General features: G+C 41.5%; 15 protein-coding genes. All 15 read left to right on the top strand.

Features of this window, described 5'->3' with window-relative positions:
- The first annotated feature begins 154 nt into the window (after positions 1-154).
- The 15 genes from citZ to mutM all read left to right on the top strand — a co-directional run bounded on the left by citZ (position 155) and on the right by mutM (position 18,466).
- Positions 155-1,267, top strand: a complete 1,113-nt coding sequence (citZ, locus tag GQY27_RS07565) for a citrate synthase (RefSeq protein WP_160032941.1) — start codon at positions 155-157, stop codon at positions 1,265-1,267.
- A gap of 129 nt (positions 1,268-1,396) precedes the next feature.
- Positions 1,397-2,692, top strand: coding sequence for an NADP-dependent isocitrate dehydrogenase (icd, locus tag GQY27_RS07570; protein ID WP_160032942.1), 1,296 nt, complete (start codon positions 1,397-1,399; stop codon positions 2,690-2,692).
- Between the two features lie 12 nt (positions 2,693-2,704).
- The gene (mdh, locus tag GQY27_RS07575) at positions 2,705-3,646 is read left to right on the top strand and encodes a malate dehydrogenase (RefSeq protein WP_160032943.1); all 942 of its coding nucleotides are present in this window, start codon (positions 2,705-2,707) and stop codon (positions 3,644-3,646) included.
- 209 nt (positions 3,647-3,855) lie between these two features.
- Positions 3,856-4,275, top strand: coding sequence for a hypothetical protein (locus tag GQY27_RS07580; protein ID WP_160032944.1), 420 nt, complete (start codon positions 3,856-3,858; stop codon positions 4,273-4,275).
- 325 nt (positions 4,276-4,600) lie between these two features.
- On the top strand, positions 4,601-5,464 hold the full coding sequence (locus GQY27_RS07585) for an SDR family oxidoreductase (protein ID WP_160032945.1): 864 nt from the start codon (positions 4,601-4,603) through the stop codon (positions 5,462-5,464).
- A gap of 128 nt (positions 5,465-5,592) precedes the next feature.
- On the top strand, positions 5,593-6,591 hold the full coding sequence (locus tag GQY27_RS07590; RefSeq protein WP_328802969.1) for a bile acid:sodium symporter family protein: 999 nt from the start codon (positions 5,593-5,595) through the stop codon (positions 6,589-6,591).
- A 47-nt stretch (positions 6,592-6,638) separates the two neighbouring features.
- The gene (pnpS, locus tag GQY27_RS07595; protein WP_160032946.1) at positions 6,639-8,456 is read left to right on the top strand and encodes a two-component system histidine kinase PnpS; all 1,818 of its coding nucleotides are present in this window, start codon (positions 6,639-6,641) and stop codon (positions 8,454-8,456) included.
- A gap of 106 nt (positions 8,457-8,562) precedes the next feature.
- The gene (locus GQY27_RS07600; RefSeq protein ID WP_160032947.1) at positions 8,563-9,294 is read left to right on the top strand and encodes a response regulator transcription factor; all 732 of its coding nucleotides are present in this window, start codon (positions 8,563-8,565) and stop codon (positions 9,292-9,294) included.
- A gap of 219 nt (positions 9,295-9,513) precedes the next feature.
- Positions 9,514-10,272: a phosphate ABC transporter ATP-binding protein PstB gene (gene pstB, locus GQY27_RS07605; protein ID WP_160032948.1), complete on the top strand. Its 759-nt coding sequence runs from the start codon at positions 9,514-9,516 to the stop codon at positions 10,270-10,272.
- A 55-nt stretch (positions 10,273-10,327) separates the two neighbouring features.
- Positions 10,328-10,987, top strand: coding sequence for a phosphate signaling complex protein PhoU (gene phoU / locus GQY27_RS07610; protein WP_160032949.1), 660 nt, complete (start codon positions 10,328-10,330; stop codon positions 10,985-10,987).
- A gap of 276 nt (positions 10,988-11,263) precedes the next feature.
- Positions 11,264-12,421, top strand: coding sequence for an ABC transporter ATP-binding protein (locus GQY27_RS07615; RefSeq protein WP_160032950.1), 1,158 nt, complete (start codon positions 11,264-11,266; stop codon positions 12,419-12,421).
- Complete coding sequence (locus GQY27_RS07620; RefSeq protein WP_160032951.1) at positions 12,408-13,076, top strand: ABC transporter permease; 669 nt, start codon at positions 12,408-12,410, stop codon at positions 13,074-13,076. The genes GQY27_RS07615 and GQY27_RS07620 overlap by 14 nt, the downstream gene beginning before the upstream one ends.
- An 83-nt stretch (positions 13,077-13,159) precedes the next feature.
- Positions 13,160-14,758: a glycine betaine ABC transporter substrate-binding protein gene (locus tag GQY27_RS21990; RefSeq protein WP_328802971.1), complete on the top strand. Its 1,599-nt coding sequence runs from the start codon at positions 13,160-13,162 to the stop codon at positions 14,756-14,758.
- Between the two features lie 154 nt (positions 14,759-14,912).
- A complete protein-coding gene (polA, locus tag GQY27_RS07635; protein ID WP_160032952.1) occupies positions 14,913-17,570 on the top strand; it encodes a DNA polymerase I in 2,658 nt (885 codons plus the stop codon).
- Positions 17,571-17,635: 65 nt separating this feature from the next.
- Positions 17,636-18,466 (top strand): DNA-formamidopyrimidine glycosylase, encoded by an 831-nt coding sequence (gene mutM / locus GQY27_RS07640; RefSeq protein ID WP_160032953.1) that lies wholly within the window; start codon positions 17,636-17,638, stop codon positions 18,464-18,466.
- Positions 18,467-18,501 lie beyond the last annotated feature (35 nt).

Below are 18,501 nucleotides of genomic sequence, written 5' to 3' on the forward strand. Positions count from 1 at the left end.
ATTGTTCACATCATCGACAAAATCCAGTATGATGATGGAAGTGATACTTTTACACATGATGTCTGCAGAGCCTAGAATTTCTTATGAATATTTAATAATGTAACTGTTTTCATTTTGATTAGAACTCTATTTTGTACAAAAGGAGAGGTGTAAAATGACAGCTACCAAAGGACTTGAAGGCATTGTGGCGACAACTTCCTCAATCAGTTCTATTGTTGACGGCGTCCTCACTTATCGTGGGTATGATATTGATGATTTAGCATCAAATGCTTGCTTTGAAGAAGTTGCTTATCTGCTCTGGTTTGGCAAACTGCCGAACAGGATTGAACTTGATAACCTAAAACAGAAGCTGAGTGAATATGCACCTATTCCTGATGCCCTTATTTCTCAAATTAAATTATATCCAAAAAAACTAAACACTATGGCGGCTCTTCGTTCTGCCATTTCAGCTTTGGCACTTTATGATGAGAATGCGGAAGATGATTCACAGGAAGCAAATGAGATCAAAGCAGTGAAATTGCAGGCTCAGCTTCCAACCATCGTTGCAGCGATTGCCCGAATTCGTGAAGGAAATGAACCCGTAGCGCCTAAACAGGGTGTATCCATCGCTGAGAATTTCTTGTATATGCTGACAGGTGAAGAACCGTCCGAAACATCTGTCAAAGCACTTGATCAAGCACTCGTGCTTCACGCAGACCACGAACTTAATGCCTCAACTTTTGCTGCCCGAGTGACAGTAGCCACGCTCTCTGATATTTATTCAGGGGTGACTTCAGCTATCGGAGCGCTCAAAGGCCCTCTTCATGGTGGAGCCAATGAGGCGGTAATGAAAATGCTTAGTGAGATCGGTTCTGTAGAAAAACTCGAATCCTATATTCAAGATAAACTGGATAACCGCCAGAAAATTATGGGTTTTGGTCATCGGGTATATAAAAATGGCGACCCGCGTGCGAAACATCTGCAAAGAATGTCTCTTGAACTTGGAGAGCAAAAAGGAAATACCGATCTATATGAGATGTCAGTTCAGATTGAAGAGTTGATTACCTCTCAAAAAGGTCTGAAACCTAATGTAGATTTCTATTCAGCCTCTGTGTACACACAGCTTGGTATTGATAGAGAATTGTTCACACCGATTTTTGCAATTAGTCGAGTGTCTGGATGGACTGCTCATATCCTGGAACAGCTTTCTGATAACCGGATTATTCGTCCTCGTGCAGAGTATACCGGTCCGACGAATCAGAAGTATATCCCGATTGAACGTCGCTAGTTACTAAGAAACATGTATAATAAAAGAAAGTGCCCTTGGCAATAGTTTCCGTGAAGGAAATTTGTTGCAGGGCTCTTCTATGCCCATGTAGTAATGCTGTAGATTTACAAAACAAGGAGGAAATATATTATGCCAAACTTTGAAAAATTCGTACTCCCTACAGAAGGCGAGCAAATTACCATTGATAATGGACAGCTTCAAGTTCCTAATAACCCGATTATTCCTTTTATTGAAGGGGACGGAACAGGCCGCGATATTTGGAAAGCATCCAAACGCGTACTAGATGCGGCTGTTGAGAAAGCATATAACGGCGAAAAGAAAATTGCTTGGTATGAAGTTTTTGCTGGTGAAAAAGCATTTAATACATACGGTGAGTGGCTTCCTGCGGATACACTTGAAGCAATCCGTGAGTATATCGTAGCAATTAAAGGACCGCTTACTACACCAATCGGTGGCGGAATTCGTTCACTAAACGTAGCACTTCGTCAAGAACTTGATCTGTATGTGTGCTTGCGTCCTGTACGTTATTTCGATGGTGTACCTTCTCCAGTAAAACGTCCTGAACTTGTTGACATGGTCATTTTCCGTGAAAATACAGAAGACATTTATGCAGGAATTGAATACCAAGAAGGTTCGGAAGAAGTGAAGAAAGTAATCCAATTCCTACAACAGGAAATGGGCGCTAACAAAATTCGCTTCCCTGAAACTTCCGGAATCGGCATTAAACCTGTTTCTTCCGAAGGATCCAAACGTCTTGTACGTGCAGCTGTTGAGTATGCGATCACTCATGGACGTAAGAGCGTTACCCTTGTACACAAAGGTAATATCATGAAGTTTACAGAGGGTGCTTTCAAAAACTGGGGTTATGAAGTGGCTGAAGCTGAATTCGGCGATAAAGTATTCACTTGGGCTCAGTATGATGAAATCAAAGAAAAAGAAGGTACGGATGCAGCGAATGCCGCTCAAAAAGCAGCAGAAGATGCAGGTAAAATTATCATTAAAGATGCGATTGCTGATATTGCCCTACAACAAGTGTTGACTCGTCCATCTGAATTTGATGTGATTGCAACGCTTAACTTGAACGGTGATTACCTGTCTGATGCTCTTGCTGCCCAAGTAGGCGGAATTGGTATTGCACCGGGAGCAAACATCAACTATGTAACAGGACATGCAATCTTTGAAGCAACACACGGTACTGCTCCTAAATATGCAGACAAAGACTTGGTTAACCCAGGTTCAGTAATTTTGTCCGGCGTAATGCTTCTTGAACATTTGGGATGGCAGGAAGCGGCAGACCTGATCTATAAAGGTATGGGAACTTCCATCAATAACAAAACAGTAACTTACGATTTCGCACGTTTGATGGATGGGGCTACTGAAGTGAAATGTTCCGAATTTGCTAATGAAATTATTAAAAACCTATAAGGAGCGAATCTATTGACAATTCAGCGTAAAAAAATTACTGTCGTTGGAGCCGGGTTTACCGGAGCTACTACCGCACTTATGATAGCTCAGAAAGAACTTGGTGACGTTGTTCTTGTTGATATTCCTCAACTTGAGAACCCAACGAAGGGAAAAGCGCTTGATATGCTCGAAGCAAGCCCAATTCAAGGTTTTGATAGTAACATCGTTGGTACTTCAGACTACGAAGATGCAGCTGATTCGGATATTGTTATTATCACTGCAGGAATTGCTCGGAAACCAGGAATGAGTCGTGATGATCTGGTGAACACCAATGCAGGGATTGTCAAATCGGTTTGTGAAAATATTAAAAGATATTGTCCTGATTCCATTGTTATTATATTAAGTAATCCAGTGGATGCGATGACTTATGTTGCATACCATGCACTTGATTTTCCAAAGAACCGTGTTATTGGGCAATCGGGTGTACTGGATACGGCTCGCTACTGCACTTTTATCGCTCAAGAACTGAACGTCTCTGTCGAGGATGTTCGCGGCTTCGTGCTTGGAGGTCATGGCGACGATATGGTACCTCTCGTACGTTACTCCAGTGTGGGCGGCATTCCTATCGAATCATTGATCTCAGAAGAACGGATAGAATCCATCGTAGAGCGAACTCGCGTTGGCGGTGGAGAAATTGTGAACTTGCTTGGTAACGGAAGTGCCTATTATGCGCCTGCTGCCTCCCTTGTACAAATGACGGAAGCTATTCTCAAGGATAAAAAGCGGATTATTCCTGTCATTGCTTATCTTGAAGGTGAATATGGTTACCATGATTTATTTCTTGGTGTTCCTACGATCCTGGGCGGTGGTGGAATTGAGCGAATATTTGAACTTGATCTTACAACAGAGGAAAAAGCAGCTCTTGATCAATCGGCTGAATCTGTGCGTAATGTCATGTCTGTCGTAACGGTATAGGACTCATTTAATAATAAAATGAATAAATAGTGAATAAATGATAAGGAAATCCTGTAAAAGAGCAGGGTTTCCTTTTCTTTATGCTTCATAATCAGTATAATTTGAGAGATAGGAATAAAGTCATTTATTATTGTCCATGGATTGATTCCGGCTTTATTTCTATGGGTAAGATCATACTAAAATAGTAGGGAAAGGAGTGAATGGAAAAAATGGGTTCAATTTTTTATTTTGTACACATCCTTGGTGCGGTATCAGTAGGTTATTATCTATTACTTCCTTTTGTGGTTAGTGCACTTATGAAACTAGCAGCACCCGCTCAAGAGGGAAGTATTGCCGCAGTAAGAACATTTAATCGTGTTGCTCAATACGGGTTGATCATTCAGTTTATTAGCGGTGGATACATCATGAGTCAAGGGGATTACGCTACTTCCTGGATGATTCTAGTTGTTGTGATCTTCGTCGCAATGCTTGCCATTGGTGGAATCATGGGTAAATCACTTCGTCTTGGCATTGCAGGCATTCAAGAGAAACGTGATATCAGTGCAGAAAAAAATAAACTGCGTATGTTCAGTATTATTTTAGCTGTATTGTTGCTCGCTATACTTGGAATCATGGTCTACCCTTGGTAGAAACCTGGTAAAGATACATATCGATATAGAGTATTTATCAACCTATATATGTTTAAGTAAGGCAGAATCATACGCAAATATTTGCGCAATGTTCTGTCTTTTTTTTGTGTTTTTCCATAGAAAAAGGATGAGTTTTCTTTTCATAGGGTGGGGCAAGAAAGTTTCATTAAGCAGAGGACGGGTAAAATCATTACGAAGAGGATTGTTGCTAGTCTACTGTAGGATTCAAAGCTTAACGTATAAGGACAGTAAGATGAGCCATCCTATAACTTGTTTATGGAAATACGTGATAGAACATTCTAGAAAAGGAAGGGAGAACGAGATCATGTCAGAGAATCAAAACAAAACGTTACCTCCACAGCAGCAAAGCAAACAGCCAGGGATTGAATCGGAAATGACCCCAAGACCGAAATACAAGGGAGAATCCTATAAAGCAGCAGGGAAATTGAAAGGAAAGAATGCTCTGATTACGGGCGGTGACAGCGGAATCGGACGTGCTGTAGCCGTTGCGTACGCAAAAGAGGGTGCAAACGTATCGATCGTCTACTTAGATGAGCATAGCGATGCTGAGGAGACAAAGAAATGCGTAGAGCAAGAGGGTGTGAAGTGTGTTCTGATCCCAGGTGATATTCGGGACTCCGCATTCTGCAGCGAAGCGATCAAACAAACGGTAGAGGAATTAGGCGGACTAGACATTCTAGTGAACAACGCAGCGGAACAGCATCCACAGCAGAACTTTGAAGATATTACCGATGAACAGCTGGAAAAAACGTTCCGTACGAACATATTCAGTATGTTCTACATGACAAGAGCAGCAATGCCTCATTTAACAAGCGGCAGTGCAGTCATTAATACGACTTCCATCACGGCTTACCGAGGCAGTGAAAATCTAATCGATTACTCTGCTACGAAAGGTGCCATTACTGCTTTCACACGTTCCTTGTCCATGCATGTGGCCGATAAAGGAATCAGAGTAAATGCGGTAGCACCGGGTCCAATCTGGACTCCGCTCATTCCTTCTACTTTTGATGAGAAGAAAGTAAGTGAATTCGGAGCAACGCAGCCGATGAAACGTCCAGGTGAACCTGAAGAACTCGCGCCAGCTTATGTATATCTCGCATCCAGTGATTCTTCTTACGTAAGCGGACAAGTGATTCATGTAAATGGCGGAGAAGTAGTCAACGGTTAATAACATCAGCACTAACTTAACTAATTAGGTCTTGTACGGTCTTACATCCGTATGAGACCTTTTTACATTAATTTGATAAAATTTACATAACGATCGAAGTACGCTGTTTAATGTGTGGTATGATCAATTTGATAGAATTAGGGAAAGGAATCGGATATGATATGGGATCTTGGTCACTTCGATTTGCAGCCTGGTTTGAGAAATATATGTTTGCTATTATTCCAATGACCCTAATTATAGGGATTATTTTTTCTGAACTATTTTTACCATTTGTCTCCTGGGTTCCCTACTTATTTGGCTTTGTCACGTTTGTCATGGCTTTGGGATGTGGTCTTACTCATTTGAAAAATGTAGTATACAAACCGTTGCCTGTATTTATTACACTGCTTCTAGCTCATGTGCTTACACCACTGATAGCTTTTGCGATTGGAGCCGCTCTGTTTGGCCCGAGTTCTGACTATACGGTGGGATTGGTCTTATTCTCGATTATTCCTTTAGGTGTTTCTTCGGTATTATGGGTCGGCATGTCTTATGGAAGTGTGCCCTTAATGCTTGCTATGGTAGTTGTAGATTCAGCACTTAGTCCGCTTACTGTACCTGGGCTCATTGAACTTTTTTTTGGAACTGCTATCAAATTTGACACCGTTTCACTTATGAAGGATCTCTTGTTAATAATCGTAGTTCCTACTGTACTTGGCGTAACCATCTACGAAATTTCAAAAGGAAGATTCAAAGCTTGGTCTGCTCCCGTTACGTTGCCTATTTCAAAAATATTCTTCGCTGCAGTCGTACTTCTAAATGCCGCAGCCATCGCTCCTCATATGAGAACATTGGAAACAAGTGTTATTCTCGCTTCTATTGCTGTCGTGTTGTTAGTTGCGTTATGCTATTGTATTGGATTTGCAGGCTCTTATCTTATGAGAAATGTTTCCCGGGAAATAAGGGTGACGATGTCTTATGCAGCTGGGATGCGTAATATCTCACTCGGCCTTGTTCTTGCGATGGGTTATTTTTCGCCGCAGGCAGCGATCCCTGTTGTGCTTGGAATTATGGTTCAGCAGCCGCTTGCAACACTGCATCATGCGCTATTGCAACGTTTTGTTCCTGTTCAAAAAGAAGAAATGTAAAATACAATGTTTAGAATAACTATATAAAGGATGAGTAAATAACGCATATGAAGACTTTTCGTTTTCGGCTTACAGCCATTATGATGACGCTGATCTTTATTTCTGTCTTAGCGGCAGGTGTGGCTCTGGGTCAAGTGTTCAAAGAAGTACATATTAATGCCCTTGAAGAAAATATGGTGCGTGAGATTAAACTACTACAAACCCATTTTCCTTTTATGAAGACGCAAGGGGACTCCGAGACGGTAACCAAATATTATACAGAAAATGCCAAAGAACTTGAGGAACTCACCGATTCTAGAACGACGTTCATTCTTAGAGATGGTACAGTCATTGGTGATTCGGAGCATAGTGCATCAAAAATGGATAACCATTTAAACCGTGAGGAAATTACATCCATTACCGAAGGGACTACTTCATACGGACATTCGATTCGAACGAGCGAAACACTTGGCGATAAGATGTTATATATCGCGCTTCCTGTAACTTCATCAGATGGGAACTTTGATGGGTACATCAGGCTTTCTATGAGCTTGAAAGCAGTGGACGAAGGTCTAGGCCGAGGCTGGTTTCTTATGTTTATCACTCTTATTATTTTGTTTGTATTAGTGGCATTTGTTTGCTATCGGGTGGGGAAAAGTCTTACGAGTCCTATTGAACACATTACGAAGGTAGCGAATCAAATATCAAAACTGGATTATGATGCAAGAGTTAAATTTAATCGTGATGATGAGATCGGCCAACTGGGGAAAGCGATTAACGGTATGGCTGACAGCCTGCAGACTCAGCTAAAAATGATCCGTGACAGTGAGGATTTGGTTCAGAGTGTAATGAGTAATATGACAGGTGGTATTATTATGATTGATGCCACGCAAAATATAGCTGTGCTCAATAAAGAAAGTGAGCGTATGCTTGGTATTGAACAGCATCGTGTGATGGGCAGACCCTATCATGAACTCAAAAAAAGACATTATGAGTTAACGAAACTCATTGAATCTTCTATAGATCATAGAGATCGTATACATGAAGAGGTGCGTTTATATACACCCGAAGAATTAATTGTTGGTTTAGACGGTGTTCCGATGTTGGAGAATGATGGAAGTTATCGAGGGATGCTATTTTTACTTCAAGATATCACAGCCATTCGGCGTCTGGAAAATATACGGAGTGAATTTGTAGCCAATGTATCCCATGAATTAAAGACACCAGTAGCAGCAGTGAAAGGTTTTGCAGAGACACTTCTTAGCGGTGCGGTAAAAGACGAGGAAACCGTACGATCCTTTTTGCAAATTATATATGATGAAGGTGATCGATTAAACCGGCTCATTGGTGACATATTAGAATTATCGAAAATAGAATCGAAAAGATCTAACCTGGATTGCTCTCCGGTTCATCTTCATTCGTTCTTTGATATGGTGATCGGAACGCTAAGCAATGAAGCAGAGAAAAAACAGATCCGTCTTCTTGTAGACGTGCCTAATGAATTATTTATGGAAGCGGATGAGGATAAGCTGAAACAAATCTTTTTGAATCTAATTAGTAATGGGATTAACTATACTCTTGAGGGTGGACAAGTGAAAATTCAGGCATCCATTGACAAGAATGAAGGAGAAGAAAATATAGTTTTCCAAATCAGTGATACGGGGATCGGTATACCAAAAGCCGACTTACCTAGAGTATTTGAGCGATTTTATCGGGTAGATAAAGGGAGATCGCGTAATTCAGGCGGTACGGGACTAGGACTTTCCATTGTAAAACATTTGGTTGAACTGCATCATGGAACGTTAATGGTGGAGAGCGAGCTGGGTACAGGAACGACATTTACCGTTGTTTTACCGCTTCTTCAGGAACATGCAGACGAGGAATAGATTATCTAATAGATAGCAGATTATATAGACTCTCATATTTTACACCACGATAACAAAGTGGTGGTATTATGGACTGAATGAACATGAAAAGAAAGCAGGGGATACCATGGCACAACGATTATTAGTTATTGAAGATGAGCCTACACTAGCAAGATTACTCTCCTATAATTTGACCCAAGAAGGTCATGATGTAACAGTAGAGGATCACGGTACATCCGGTTACGAACGAGCTTCTTCTCAGGAGTTTGATCTGATCCTGCTCGATATTATGCTTCCTGGGATGAATGGACTTGAGGTTCTAAGTAAACTTAGAAGTACGGGGGTAAAAACCCCTATTATTATTCTCACCGCTAAAAATGGGGAAAATGAAGTGGTTCAGGGACTCAAACTGGGTGCAGATGATTATATAACAAAACCATTTGGCGTATCGGAACTGCTGGCCAGAGTGGATGCCGTACTGCGCAGGGTATCGGGGATTGAGGAACAGCCCGTACCTGATGAAGAGGATGGATCAAGAATTGTTCTAGGAGAACTTGAGATTTATCCGAAGAAGTATGAAGTGACGCTGAGCGGACAACCTATACAGCTTCGACCGAAAGAGTTTGAAGTGCTTTTGTATTTAGCTAAAAAACCTGGTGTTGTATTAACTAGGGATGATTTAATGAATGCGGTATGGGGATTTGATTATATTGGAGGTCAGCGAACCGTAGATGTTCATGTAAGTTCTCTGCGCAAAAAGCTGGAGCTGGATCCCGAAACGGTTCATATTGACTCCATACGTGGTGTGGGATATAAGCTTGTAGCAGGGAAACGAAAGACGGTTTCGCCGCTCCGATGAATCTATATGCAAAGCCTTTTAAGCCTAAAAGTCTACTTCTTGAGGCTGAAAAATAACCGGATGAGGGGAATGGTCTGATTTACATTTTACATAGCGTTAACAATTGTTTATATAGCCTTTACAATGAGACGTTACAATGTTGTAGAGCTTTTATTTTGTGAGGTTTGTTATCTGTAGATCAGATGATCCTCACTATGCAGTAAAGGAGATAAACCAGGGATGAACAGCACGATGATAAATATTAAAAACCTGAACTTATACTATGAATCTTTTCATGCGCTAAAAAATGTGAATCTTCAGATTCCCAAAAATACAGTAACCGCTTTTATCGGACCTTCTGGCTGTGGTAAATCTACACTTCTTCGTACACTCAATCGTATGAATGATATGATTACGGGCACACGAATTGAAGGGAAAGTAGAGATAGACGGACAAGATATTTATAGTGATAACCTGCCGATAGAGACCCTTCGTAAACGGGTAGGCATGGTGTTTCAACAACCCAATCCTTTTCCTAAGACGATCTATGATAACATCGCTTATGGTCCGCGCCTTCACGGCACAACGGATAAAAAGGTACTTGATGAGATTGTTGAACAAAGTTTACGCCGATCTGCACTGTGGGATGAAGTGAAAGATTATTTGAAACGCTCGGCAATGAGTCTGTCTGGAGGACAACAACAGCGTTTATGTATTGCCCGTGCTTTGGCAGTTCAGCCTGAGGTGCTGCTTATGGATGAAGCAACATCAGCTCTCGATCCGATCTCTACCCTCAAAATCGAGGAACTTGTACAAGAGTTAAAAGATCACTACACGATTGTTATGGTTACACATAATATGCATCAAGCTGCTCGCGTATCTGGAAAAACGGTCTTTTTCCTGAATGGGGAAGTGATCGAAGCGGCAGAAACGAACGAAATTTTCTCTAATCCACAAGACCCTAGAACGGAAGACTATGTATCCGGGCGTTTTGGTTAACGGATTGTACGTATAACATAGCTACACTTCATTTACATGAGGAGGAACAGCAGGGATGATTCGTAGAAAGGGATTTGACCGGGAATTAAATCAGCTTCGAGATGTATTGCTTAAGATGGCGGAACATGTAAACACAGCATTGGTAGATGCCATTAGCAGTTTAAAGTCAGGTGATCTCAAACTTGCGCAAAAGGTAGTATCGGAAGATATCCAGCTGAATGCAATGGAAGAAGAGATTATGGAACTTGGAACGAAGCTAATTATTACACAACAGCCTGTCGCTAAAGATCTAAGAAGAATTATCGTAGCTTTCAAAATCTCAAGTGACCTCGAACGAATGGGTGATCTTGCACTGGATATAGCCAAAGTGACACTGCGAATGGAAGGTCAGAAACTAATTAAACCTCTTGTTGATATCCCGCGAATGGGCGAGATTGTAAAGCTTATGATTAATGATTCCATTACCTCTTATCTTGATGAAAATGCAGATTTGGCTTACAAAATGGCAAAAACGGATGATGAAGTGGATGAACTGTACAGTCATATGATAACAGACCTATATGCACTCATGGTGGATCACCCGCAAGATGCTTCCCAGGCTATGCTTCTTATGCTCGTGGGTCGTTATATCGAACGGATAGGTGACCATGCAACGAATATTGGTGAGAGTGCTGTATATTTAGTTACAGGTAAACGTCCTGATCTGAATCAATAAGAGGACGAAAAGCATAGTAATATACTTTATAATATAGGGTTCTTAGACCCAAATAACAGCAGAATTATTCTTGAATTTCTATTTTTTTTTAGAAATTTTCGGGTAATTCTGTTTCTTTTTGTGCTGTAGTGGGTAATTATACTCTGTCAGTTAAGCAACTCACCTAGCAAATTTCGTAAAGATAGTGAAATGAGCCGCTGTTGACATCGGCTTTTTTTGCTATATGCTGGGAGTTTTTTAGGCGCAGTGACGAAATATGACAGGGGGAAACGATTCATGATTGAATTTAAAGGTGTTAAGAAAGTGTATGATGATGGTTTTGAAGCATTAAAAGGCATTGATCTTACGATCAAAGAAGGTGAAATCACGGTGTTCATTGGTCCTTCTGGTTGTGGTAAAACAACCACGATGCGAATGATCAATCGTTTGAATGTTCCATCCCATGGTCAAATATTGATTAACGGGAAAGATATATCGAAAACGGATGCAGTTGACCTCAGAAGAAGCATCGGTTATGTCATTCAAAGTGTGGGTCTATTCCCCAATATGACAATTGCTAAAAACGTAGGTGTCGTACCTCGTTTGCTGAAATGGGATAAAACAAAAATCGATGCACGTGTAGATGAACTCCTTAATCAAGTCAGACTTGAACCCGAGACATTTGGAAATCGTTATCCTTCCGAACTCAGTGGTGGACAACAACAGCGGATTGGTGTTATTCGTGCACTAGCAGCAGATCCCGATATTATTTTGCTCGATGAACCTTTTAGTGCACTTGACCCGATTAGCAGAGAAGAACTGCAAGATGAGTTAATTCGTCTTCAAACAGAAGTGAAAAAAACCATTGTTTTCGTTACACATGATATGGATGAAGCGATTAAACTCGCCGATACCATTGTCCTGATGAAAGGTGGGCAAATAGAACAAGTAGGAACACCAGATCAGATCTTACGTCACCCGGCAAGTGAATTCGTGGAAAGCTTTATCGGTAAAGATCGCTTGCTGTCAGACGACCTCACTGAATTCCCGAATGTGGAAGAAGTTATGATTAATAATCCAGCTACTGCGTTCCCATCCAGAGGGATTGCAGAAGCAATTACGATTCTACAAAGACGTAAAGTAGACTCATTGCTGGTGGTTGATAAGAATAAACGTTTGCTCGGTAACGTAACGATCTATCAGTTAATTAAACATTATCGTGAAGAAGATAAGAAAATAGTCGATGTTATGAACCCCGTAGAGCACGTACTTTATAGAGGAGATTCGGTGACCACCGCGCTTACGATAATGAATGAGAACCAGCTTTCTAATTTGCCTGTCGTGGATGAAGATGGAATTTTCCTTGGTCTCATCACAAGAGGTAGTGTGGTAAGACTGCTTGCAGACGTCTATACTCCAGAACCAGAGGAGGCAGAAGTGAATGCAGGTATTTGAATCGATAAGAAGTTTCTTTGTTTTCATAGGTGAACGTTACCCAGATATTCTTAGTGCAGCAGGTCAGCATGGTTTAATCGCAGCGATTGCTACCATTTTAGGCATTGTTGTTGCGATACCCGTAGCGATCATGATCTCAAGCTCAGAGATAAAATGGGTGAATTCCCTGGTATTTAGTGTCGCGAATCTATTTCAAACCATCCCAAGTTTAGCACTTCTTGCTTTGATGATTCCTTTATTCGGTATTGGAATGACACCGGCCATTGTTGCCTTATTTTTATATTCTTTGTTGCCGCTTTTACGAAATACATATGCTGGACTACAGGCAGTTGACCCTGCACTGAGAGATGCATCGAAGGGAATGGGCTACAGCAGACTTCAAAGTTTATTTCAGATCGAGCTGCCTTTGGCGGTTCCGTACATTATGTCAGGTATTAGAATAACGACAGTCTATATCATTAGTTGGACTACTCTCGCTGGACTTATTGGAGCTGGTGGACTCGGACAGTTAATTATGTCGGGACTTGGGGTTAACAAGACCGAACTTATTGTAGCAGGCGCACTTTCAGCTATTCTTTTTGCACTGCTTGCTGACTTGTTACTTGGAGCGCTAGAGAAAGCAATTAGACCGAACCAAAATAGTGCAAAGGCGTAGGTTTCCTAATTGTCTGAAGAAATCATATGAGATATAAAGATCAAAGTCTCATAAGCTACTAAGGAAAGAGGGAGATCGTACAAATGAGAATTATTAAACAAAAATCGTGGAAAGCCACGCGCACATTGGTTCTATTCATGCTCATTCTGTCTATTTTTTCAGTAAACTTGCCTGGTAAGGCAGCAGCTGCAGACAGGGTGAGAATTGGAACGCAAACCTTTACGGAATCCAAGGTGCTTGCTGAGATATATAAAGCCATAATTGAAGATCGCACCGATCTAAATGTAGATGTAACGACAGACCTAGCTTCTTCCAGTCTACTGCTAAGATCACTTAGCAAAGGCGAAATGGATATGGGAAGTTTATATTCAGGAGAAATTTTTAACGGTTATTTTGAAGTTGAGGATACTAGAGATCGAGATGAAGTCCTCCGTCAGGCTCAGGAAGGTTTTGATAAGCTATGGAATCTGAAATGGTATGAGCCGCTTGGCTTTGAGAACACGTATACATTAGCGGTAAAACAAGAAGTTGCAGATAAATACGGTCTTAGCAAGATGTCTGATTTAAAAGAACATGCAGCAGATATGAGAATTGGAGTGGATACGACTTGGCTTGAGCGTCCGACTGACGGCTATCCGGCATTCACAAAAGAGTACGGGTTTACTTTTGCTCAGACCTCTCCTATGGAAATTTCACTCGTATATTCAGCAGTTTCGGATAACATTGTAGATGTTGTGCTAGCGTATACTACAGATCCAGGGCTAAAAGAATTTAATCTTGTGACCCTTGAAGATGACAAACAATTCTTCCCTCCATTTGATGCTTCAACGGTTGTTCGTAAAGAGTTGATTGAAGAGCATCCTGAACTGGATGAAGTGCTTTCTTCTCTAGTGGGAACCATTGATGAAGAGACAATGACAGGGCTTAGTTATCAAGTAGATGTAGAAAAAATGGAACCGAAAACGGTAGCGATGAAGTATCTGGTCGATTTAGGATTGCTTGATCAATCTAAGCTTCCTGCATCAGCGATGCATCCAGATGCAAATTCATTTATGAAATTTTATTATTACGTTACGGAAAATGCATCTTACTTATTTCATTTAACATGGGTACATATTTTAATGGTGCTTTGCGGGCTGGGACTTGCTTTAGTTATTGGGATTCCACTTGGTATTCTTAGTGCTCGTTATGACAAAACAGGCAGAGTCATCATGTTCATTACAAACATTATTCAAGTACTTCCAAGTATGGCACTGCTCGTTCTACTCATGGTTATGTTCGGTCTCGGATTTAAGAGTGTTGTGATCGGCTTATTCCTTTACTCTTTAAATCCCGTCGTGCGTAATACTTATGTTGGCTTAAAGGAAGTAAGTCCCGCACTCCAAGATGCAGGAAAAGGGATGGGCATGAGCAGGTTCCAACTGCTGTGGAAAGTGGAAATGCCTTTATCCATTCCATTCCTCATGGCAGGTTTACGTGTAGCAGCGGTCATTGCAATTGGGGTGGCTGCACTCGCACCGATTATCGGAGGAGATGGACTAGGCCGTGAAATCTATGCAGGTCTGAATCAGCGGCATAATATCAAAATATTAGCTGGAGCTATTCCCGCTGCTTTACTTGCCATTCTGGCTGATATCTTCCTTGGTAGACTGGCACAACGATTTAAAATAGCAAAACGGTAAAAGGAAACAGTCTGAACTCCGGTTCGGACTGTTTTTCTTTCATTTGGCCGATAATGCTGGAGAGTGACTAGTTATTTGGTTTTGTTTTTTGAAGCAGAGTTCCCTTGTGTTATCATATAGGAAGAAGTGAAACAAGAGTAAGAGAGGTGTATCTATGGAAAAGTTTGTTTTAATTGATGGGAATAGTATTATTTATCGAGCCTTTTTTGCCATGCCCCCGCTGACGAATTCAAGCGGATTACATACAAACGCGGTGTACGGATTTACGACCATGCTTCTTCGGTTGCTGGAAGAACACAAGCCGACACATATGATGGTGGCTTTTGATGCAGGGAAAGTAACGTTCCGCCATGAAGGTTATGAAGAATATAAGGGCGGACGCCAAAAAACACCGCCTGAATTATCGGAACAATTCCCTGTACTGAAAGAACTGCTTACCGCATTCGGTATTGCTCAGTTTGAACTATCTGGCTACGAAGCGGACGATATCATTGGAACGCTCACAAAACGTGCCGATGAAGCGGGCCGCGAAGTTCTTGTGGTTACGGGTGACAAGGATATGTTACAGCTGGCATCGGAGAACGTAAATATTGCACTTACTCGTAAAGGCGTATCTGAAATTGAAAATTACGGTCCAAAAGAAATTGAAGAACGCTACGGTCTTTCTCCGCTGCAGATTATTGACCTTAAAGGATTGATGGGGGATCCTTCTGATAATATCCCTGGTGTTCCTGGAGTGGGAGAAAAAACAGCACTGAAGTTGCTTCATCAGTTTGGTTCAGTTGAAGAGGTGCTGAACAATACTTCGGAACTCAAAGGGAAAATGAAAGAAAAAATAGAGACGCATGCAGAAGATGCACGGCTCAGTAAACGGCTGGCTACTATTTACCGTGAAGTACCGCTGGAGAAAACTTGGGATGACATGGTTTTCGGAGGTATTCAGGAAGAGTCTGCTGCTCCGGCACTTGCGAAACTGGAATTCAAATCATTGTTAGAGCGACTTGCTTTTACTGTTAAACAGGCAGATGCAGATGAGAATACACCGGAAGAAGAAGAGATTGAGACTGTTATTGTAACGGAAGAAAACATAGCAGACTTGCTGCCGTTACTTCCTCGTATCAAGATCGTTCATGTCGAATCACGAGGTGATAACCCTCATCACGCTACTTTGATTGGGATTGTACTAACTGATTGCGAAAAATATTATTTTATTTCTCCAGAGATGCTCTCTACGGAAGCATGCGCAGGGGTAAGAGAGTGGCTTGGCAATGCGGCGTACCCGAAACAGGGATATGATTTGCATAGAGTAGATCTTGTACTGCATGCAAATGGGTTGCCGTTTGCAGGTGCTAATTTTGATGTGCATCTTGCAGGTTATCTGCTCGATCCCACAGATTCAAACCAAACGCTATGGGGAGTCGCATCGAAATATGGTCTGGCTCGCCTGCAGTCAGATGATGAAGTGTTTGGTAAAGGGGCTAAATATAAACTTCCCGAAGAGAAAGTGGTATGCGAGTATTTATGCCGCAAAGCAGAGACAATCTCCCGTCTGATTCCTATACAGCAGAAGGATTTGGAAGAGACAGGGATGCATGAACTTTTCTATGATCTAGAAATGCCTTTGTCACGCATCCTTGCTGACATGGAGAAGCAGGGAATCAAAGCAAATGTAGATGAGCTTAAAGCGCTTGGATCTGAATTTGAACAGACAATAGCTTCTTTAGTTGCGAATATTTATGAGATTGCGGGAACTGAATTTAATCTGAACTCGCCAAAACAACTAGGCGAAATTCTTTTTGATAAATTGGGATTACCGGTTATTAAAAAAACAAAGACAGGTTACTCAACAGATGCAGAAGTACTAGAGAAACTCGCTCCGTATCATGAAATTGTTCAGCACATCTTAGAGTACCGCTCCATTGCGAAACTGCAATCGACGTATGTAGAAGGATTACTGAAAGAAATTTCGGATAAAACAGGAAAAGTGCATACGTACTATCGACAAACGATTGCTGCCACCGGCAGACTCAGCAGTCAGTTTCCAAACCTGCAGAACATTCCGATTCGTCTCGAAGAAGGACGTAAGATCCGCAAAGTGTTTGTTCCTTCTGAAGAGAATTGGTACATTCTCGCTGCCGATTATTCTCAGATTGAACTTCGTGTGCTTGCTCACATCTCGGATGACGATAATCTAAAAGAAGCTTTTGTACATGATATGGATATTCATACCAAAACGGCAATGGATGTATTTGGAGTAGAGGAATCAGCGGTAGACAGCAATATGCGAAGATCCGCAAAAGCTGTTAACTTCGGAATCGTATATGGAATTAGCGATTACGGTCTGTCTCAGAATTTGAACATCACAAGAAAAGAAGCATCACAGTTTATTGAGCAGTATTTTGATGTGTTCAAAGGTGTTCGTAAATTCATGGACGATATTGTGAAACAGGCTAAACAAGATGGGTATGTAACGACACTTCTTGGACGCCGCCGTTATTTACCAGAAATTAATGCAAGCAACTTTAATCTTCGCTCTTTTGCAGAACGTACAGCGATGAATACGCCGATTCAAGGAACTGCTGCTGATATTATCAAGCTGGCTATGGTGCACATGGATGCAGCACTTACGGAGAAAAATCTGAAAAGCCGTATGCTGTTGCAGGTACACGATGAATTGGTATTTGAAGTACCGGAAGAGGAATTAGAAATAATGAAGGAATTAGTACCTGAAGTGATGGGGAAAGCTTTGAAATTAGCCGTTCCACTTAAAGCAGAAGTCAGCTTCGGTAGAAACTGGTATGAGGCCAAGTAAATCCGAGGAAAAGGGTATAAGAGTGCCTTAAAATCCGCTATAATGGAGGATGAGGTGAAGACATCATGCCGGAACTTCCGGAAGTAGAAACAGTCAAAAGAACATTAAATTCGTTAATCGTAGGAAAATATATAGATCGTGTTACCGTTCATTTACCGCGAATCATTCAGCGGCCAGATGATATTGATGCATTTGCTATGGAACTTGTCGGACACACCATTCAAGGTGTGGAGCGTAGAGGTAAATTTTTGAGAATCATACTGGATGGACTTGTACTTGTTTCCCATCTCCGGATGGAAGGACGTTATGGCTTATATTCCGAAGAAGAGCCCCTAGAGAAACATACTCACGTTGTATTTCACTTCTCTGATGGAACAGAGCTTCGTTACAAGGACGTTAGACAATTTGGAACCATGCATCTGTTCCGCACGGGAGAAGACCTTACGAATAAACCGCTGATGAAGCTTGGGCTAGAGCCGCTAGATGAATCCTTTACACTGGAAGCTTTTCGTAAAGTGATTGGGAAACGATCAACCAAGATCAAGACTGCGCTGCTTAATCAGGAATATGTCGTAGGGATTGGGAATATTTATGTTGATGAGTCGCTTTTTAGGGCAGGGATCCATCCAGAACAACCCGCGAATACGCTGACTGACGAGCAGTTTGAGCTCCTACATCAGTCTATTATTGATACACTTCTTGAAGCGGTACAAGCTGGCGGATCTACCATTAAATCTTATGTCAACGGCCAAGGTGAAATGGGCATGTTTCAGCATCAGTTCAAAATATACGGCCGTCAAAATCAGCCTTGTGAACATTGTGGAACAATGATTGTCAAGACTGTGGTAGGTGGACGCGGGACTCATACCTGCCCAAGATGTCAGGTTTTTGTGTAGCGAATGGATATAAACAAGCTTCAGGTAAGCGAGGC

It is taken from the genome of Paenibacillus sp. An7 (assembly GCF_009870785.1).
GTDB lineage: Bacteria > Bacillota > Bacilli > Paenibacillales > Paenibacillaceae > Paenibacillus.

Excerpts from the sequence above, each read along its gene's own strand:
- citZ (WP_160032941.1), top strand. The coding sequence starts at position 155 with ATGACAGCTACCAAAGGACTTGAAGGCATTGTGGCGACAACTTCCTCA.
- icd (WP_160032942.1), top strand. The coding sequence starts at position 1,397 with ATGCCAAACTTTGAAAAATTCGTACTCCCTACAGAAGGCGAGCAAATT.
- GQY27_RS07580 (WP_160032944.1), top strand. The coding sequence starts at position 3,856 with ATGGGTTCAATTTTTTATTTTGTACACATCCTTGGTGCGGTATCAGTA.
- GQY27_RS07585 (WP_160032945.1), top strand. The coding sequence starts at position 4,601 with ATGTCAGAGAATCAAAACAAAACGTTACCTCCACAGCAGCAAAGCAAA.
- pnpS (WP_160032946.1), top strand. The coding sequence starts at position 6,639 with ATGAAGACTTTTCGTTTTCGGCTTACAGCCATTATGATGACGCTGATC.
- GQY27_RS07600 (WP_160032947.1), top strand. The coding sequence starts at position 8,563 with ATGGCACAACGATTATTAGTTATTGAAGATGAGCCTACACTAGCAAGA.
- pstB (WP_160032948.1), top strand. The coding sequence starts at position 9,514 with ATGAACAGCACGATGATAAATATTAAAAACCTGAACTTATACTATGAA.
- phoU (WP_160032949.1), top strand. The coding sequence starts at position 10,328 with ATGATTCGTAGAAAGGGATTTGACCGGGAATTAAATCAGCTTCGAGAT.
- GQY27_RS07615 (WP_160032950.1), top strand. The coding sequence starts at position 11,264 with ATGATTGAATTTAAAGGTGTTAAGAAAGTGTATGATGATGGTTTTGAA.
- GQY27_RS07620 (WP_160032951.1), top strand. The coding sequence starts at position 12,408 with ATGCAGGTATTTGAATCGATAAGAAGTTTCTTTGTTTTCATAGGTGAA.
- GQY27_RS21990 (WP_328802971.1), top strand. The coding sequence starts at position 13,160 with ATGAGAATTATTAAACAAAAATCGTGGAAAGCCACGCGCACATTGGTT.
- polA (WP_160032952.1), top strand. The coding sequence starts at position 14,913 with ATGGAAAAGTTTGTTTTAATTGATGGGAATAGTATTATTTATCGAGCC.
- mutM (WP_160032953.1), top strand. The coding sequence starts at position 17,636 with ATGCCGGAACTTCCGGAAGTAGAAACAGTCAAAAGAACATTAAATTCG.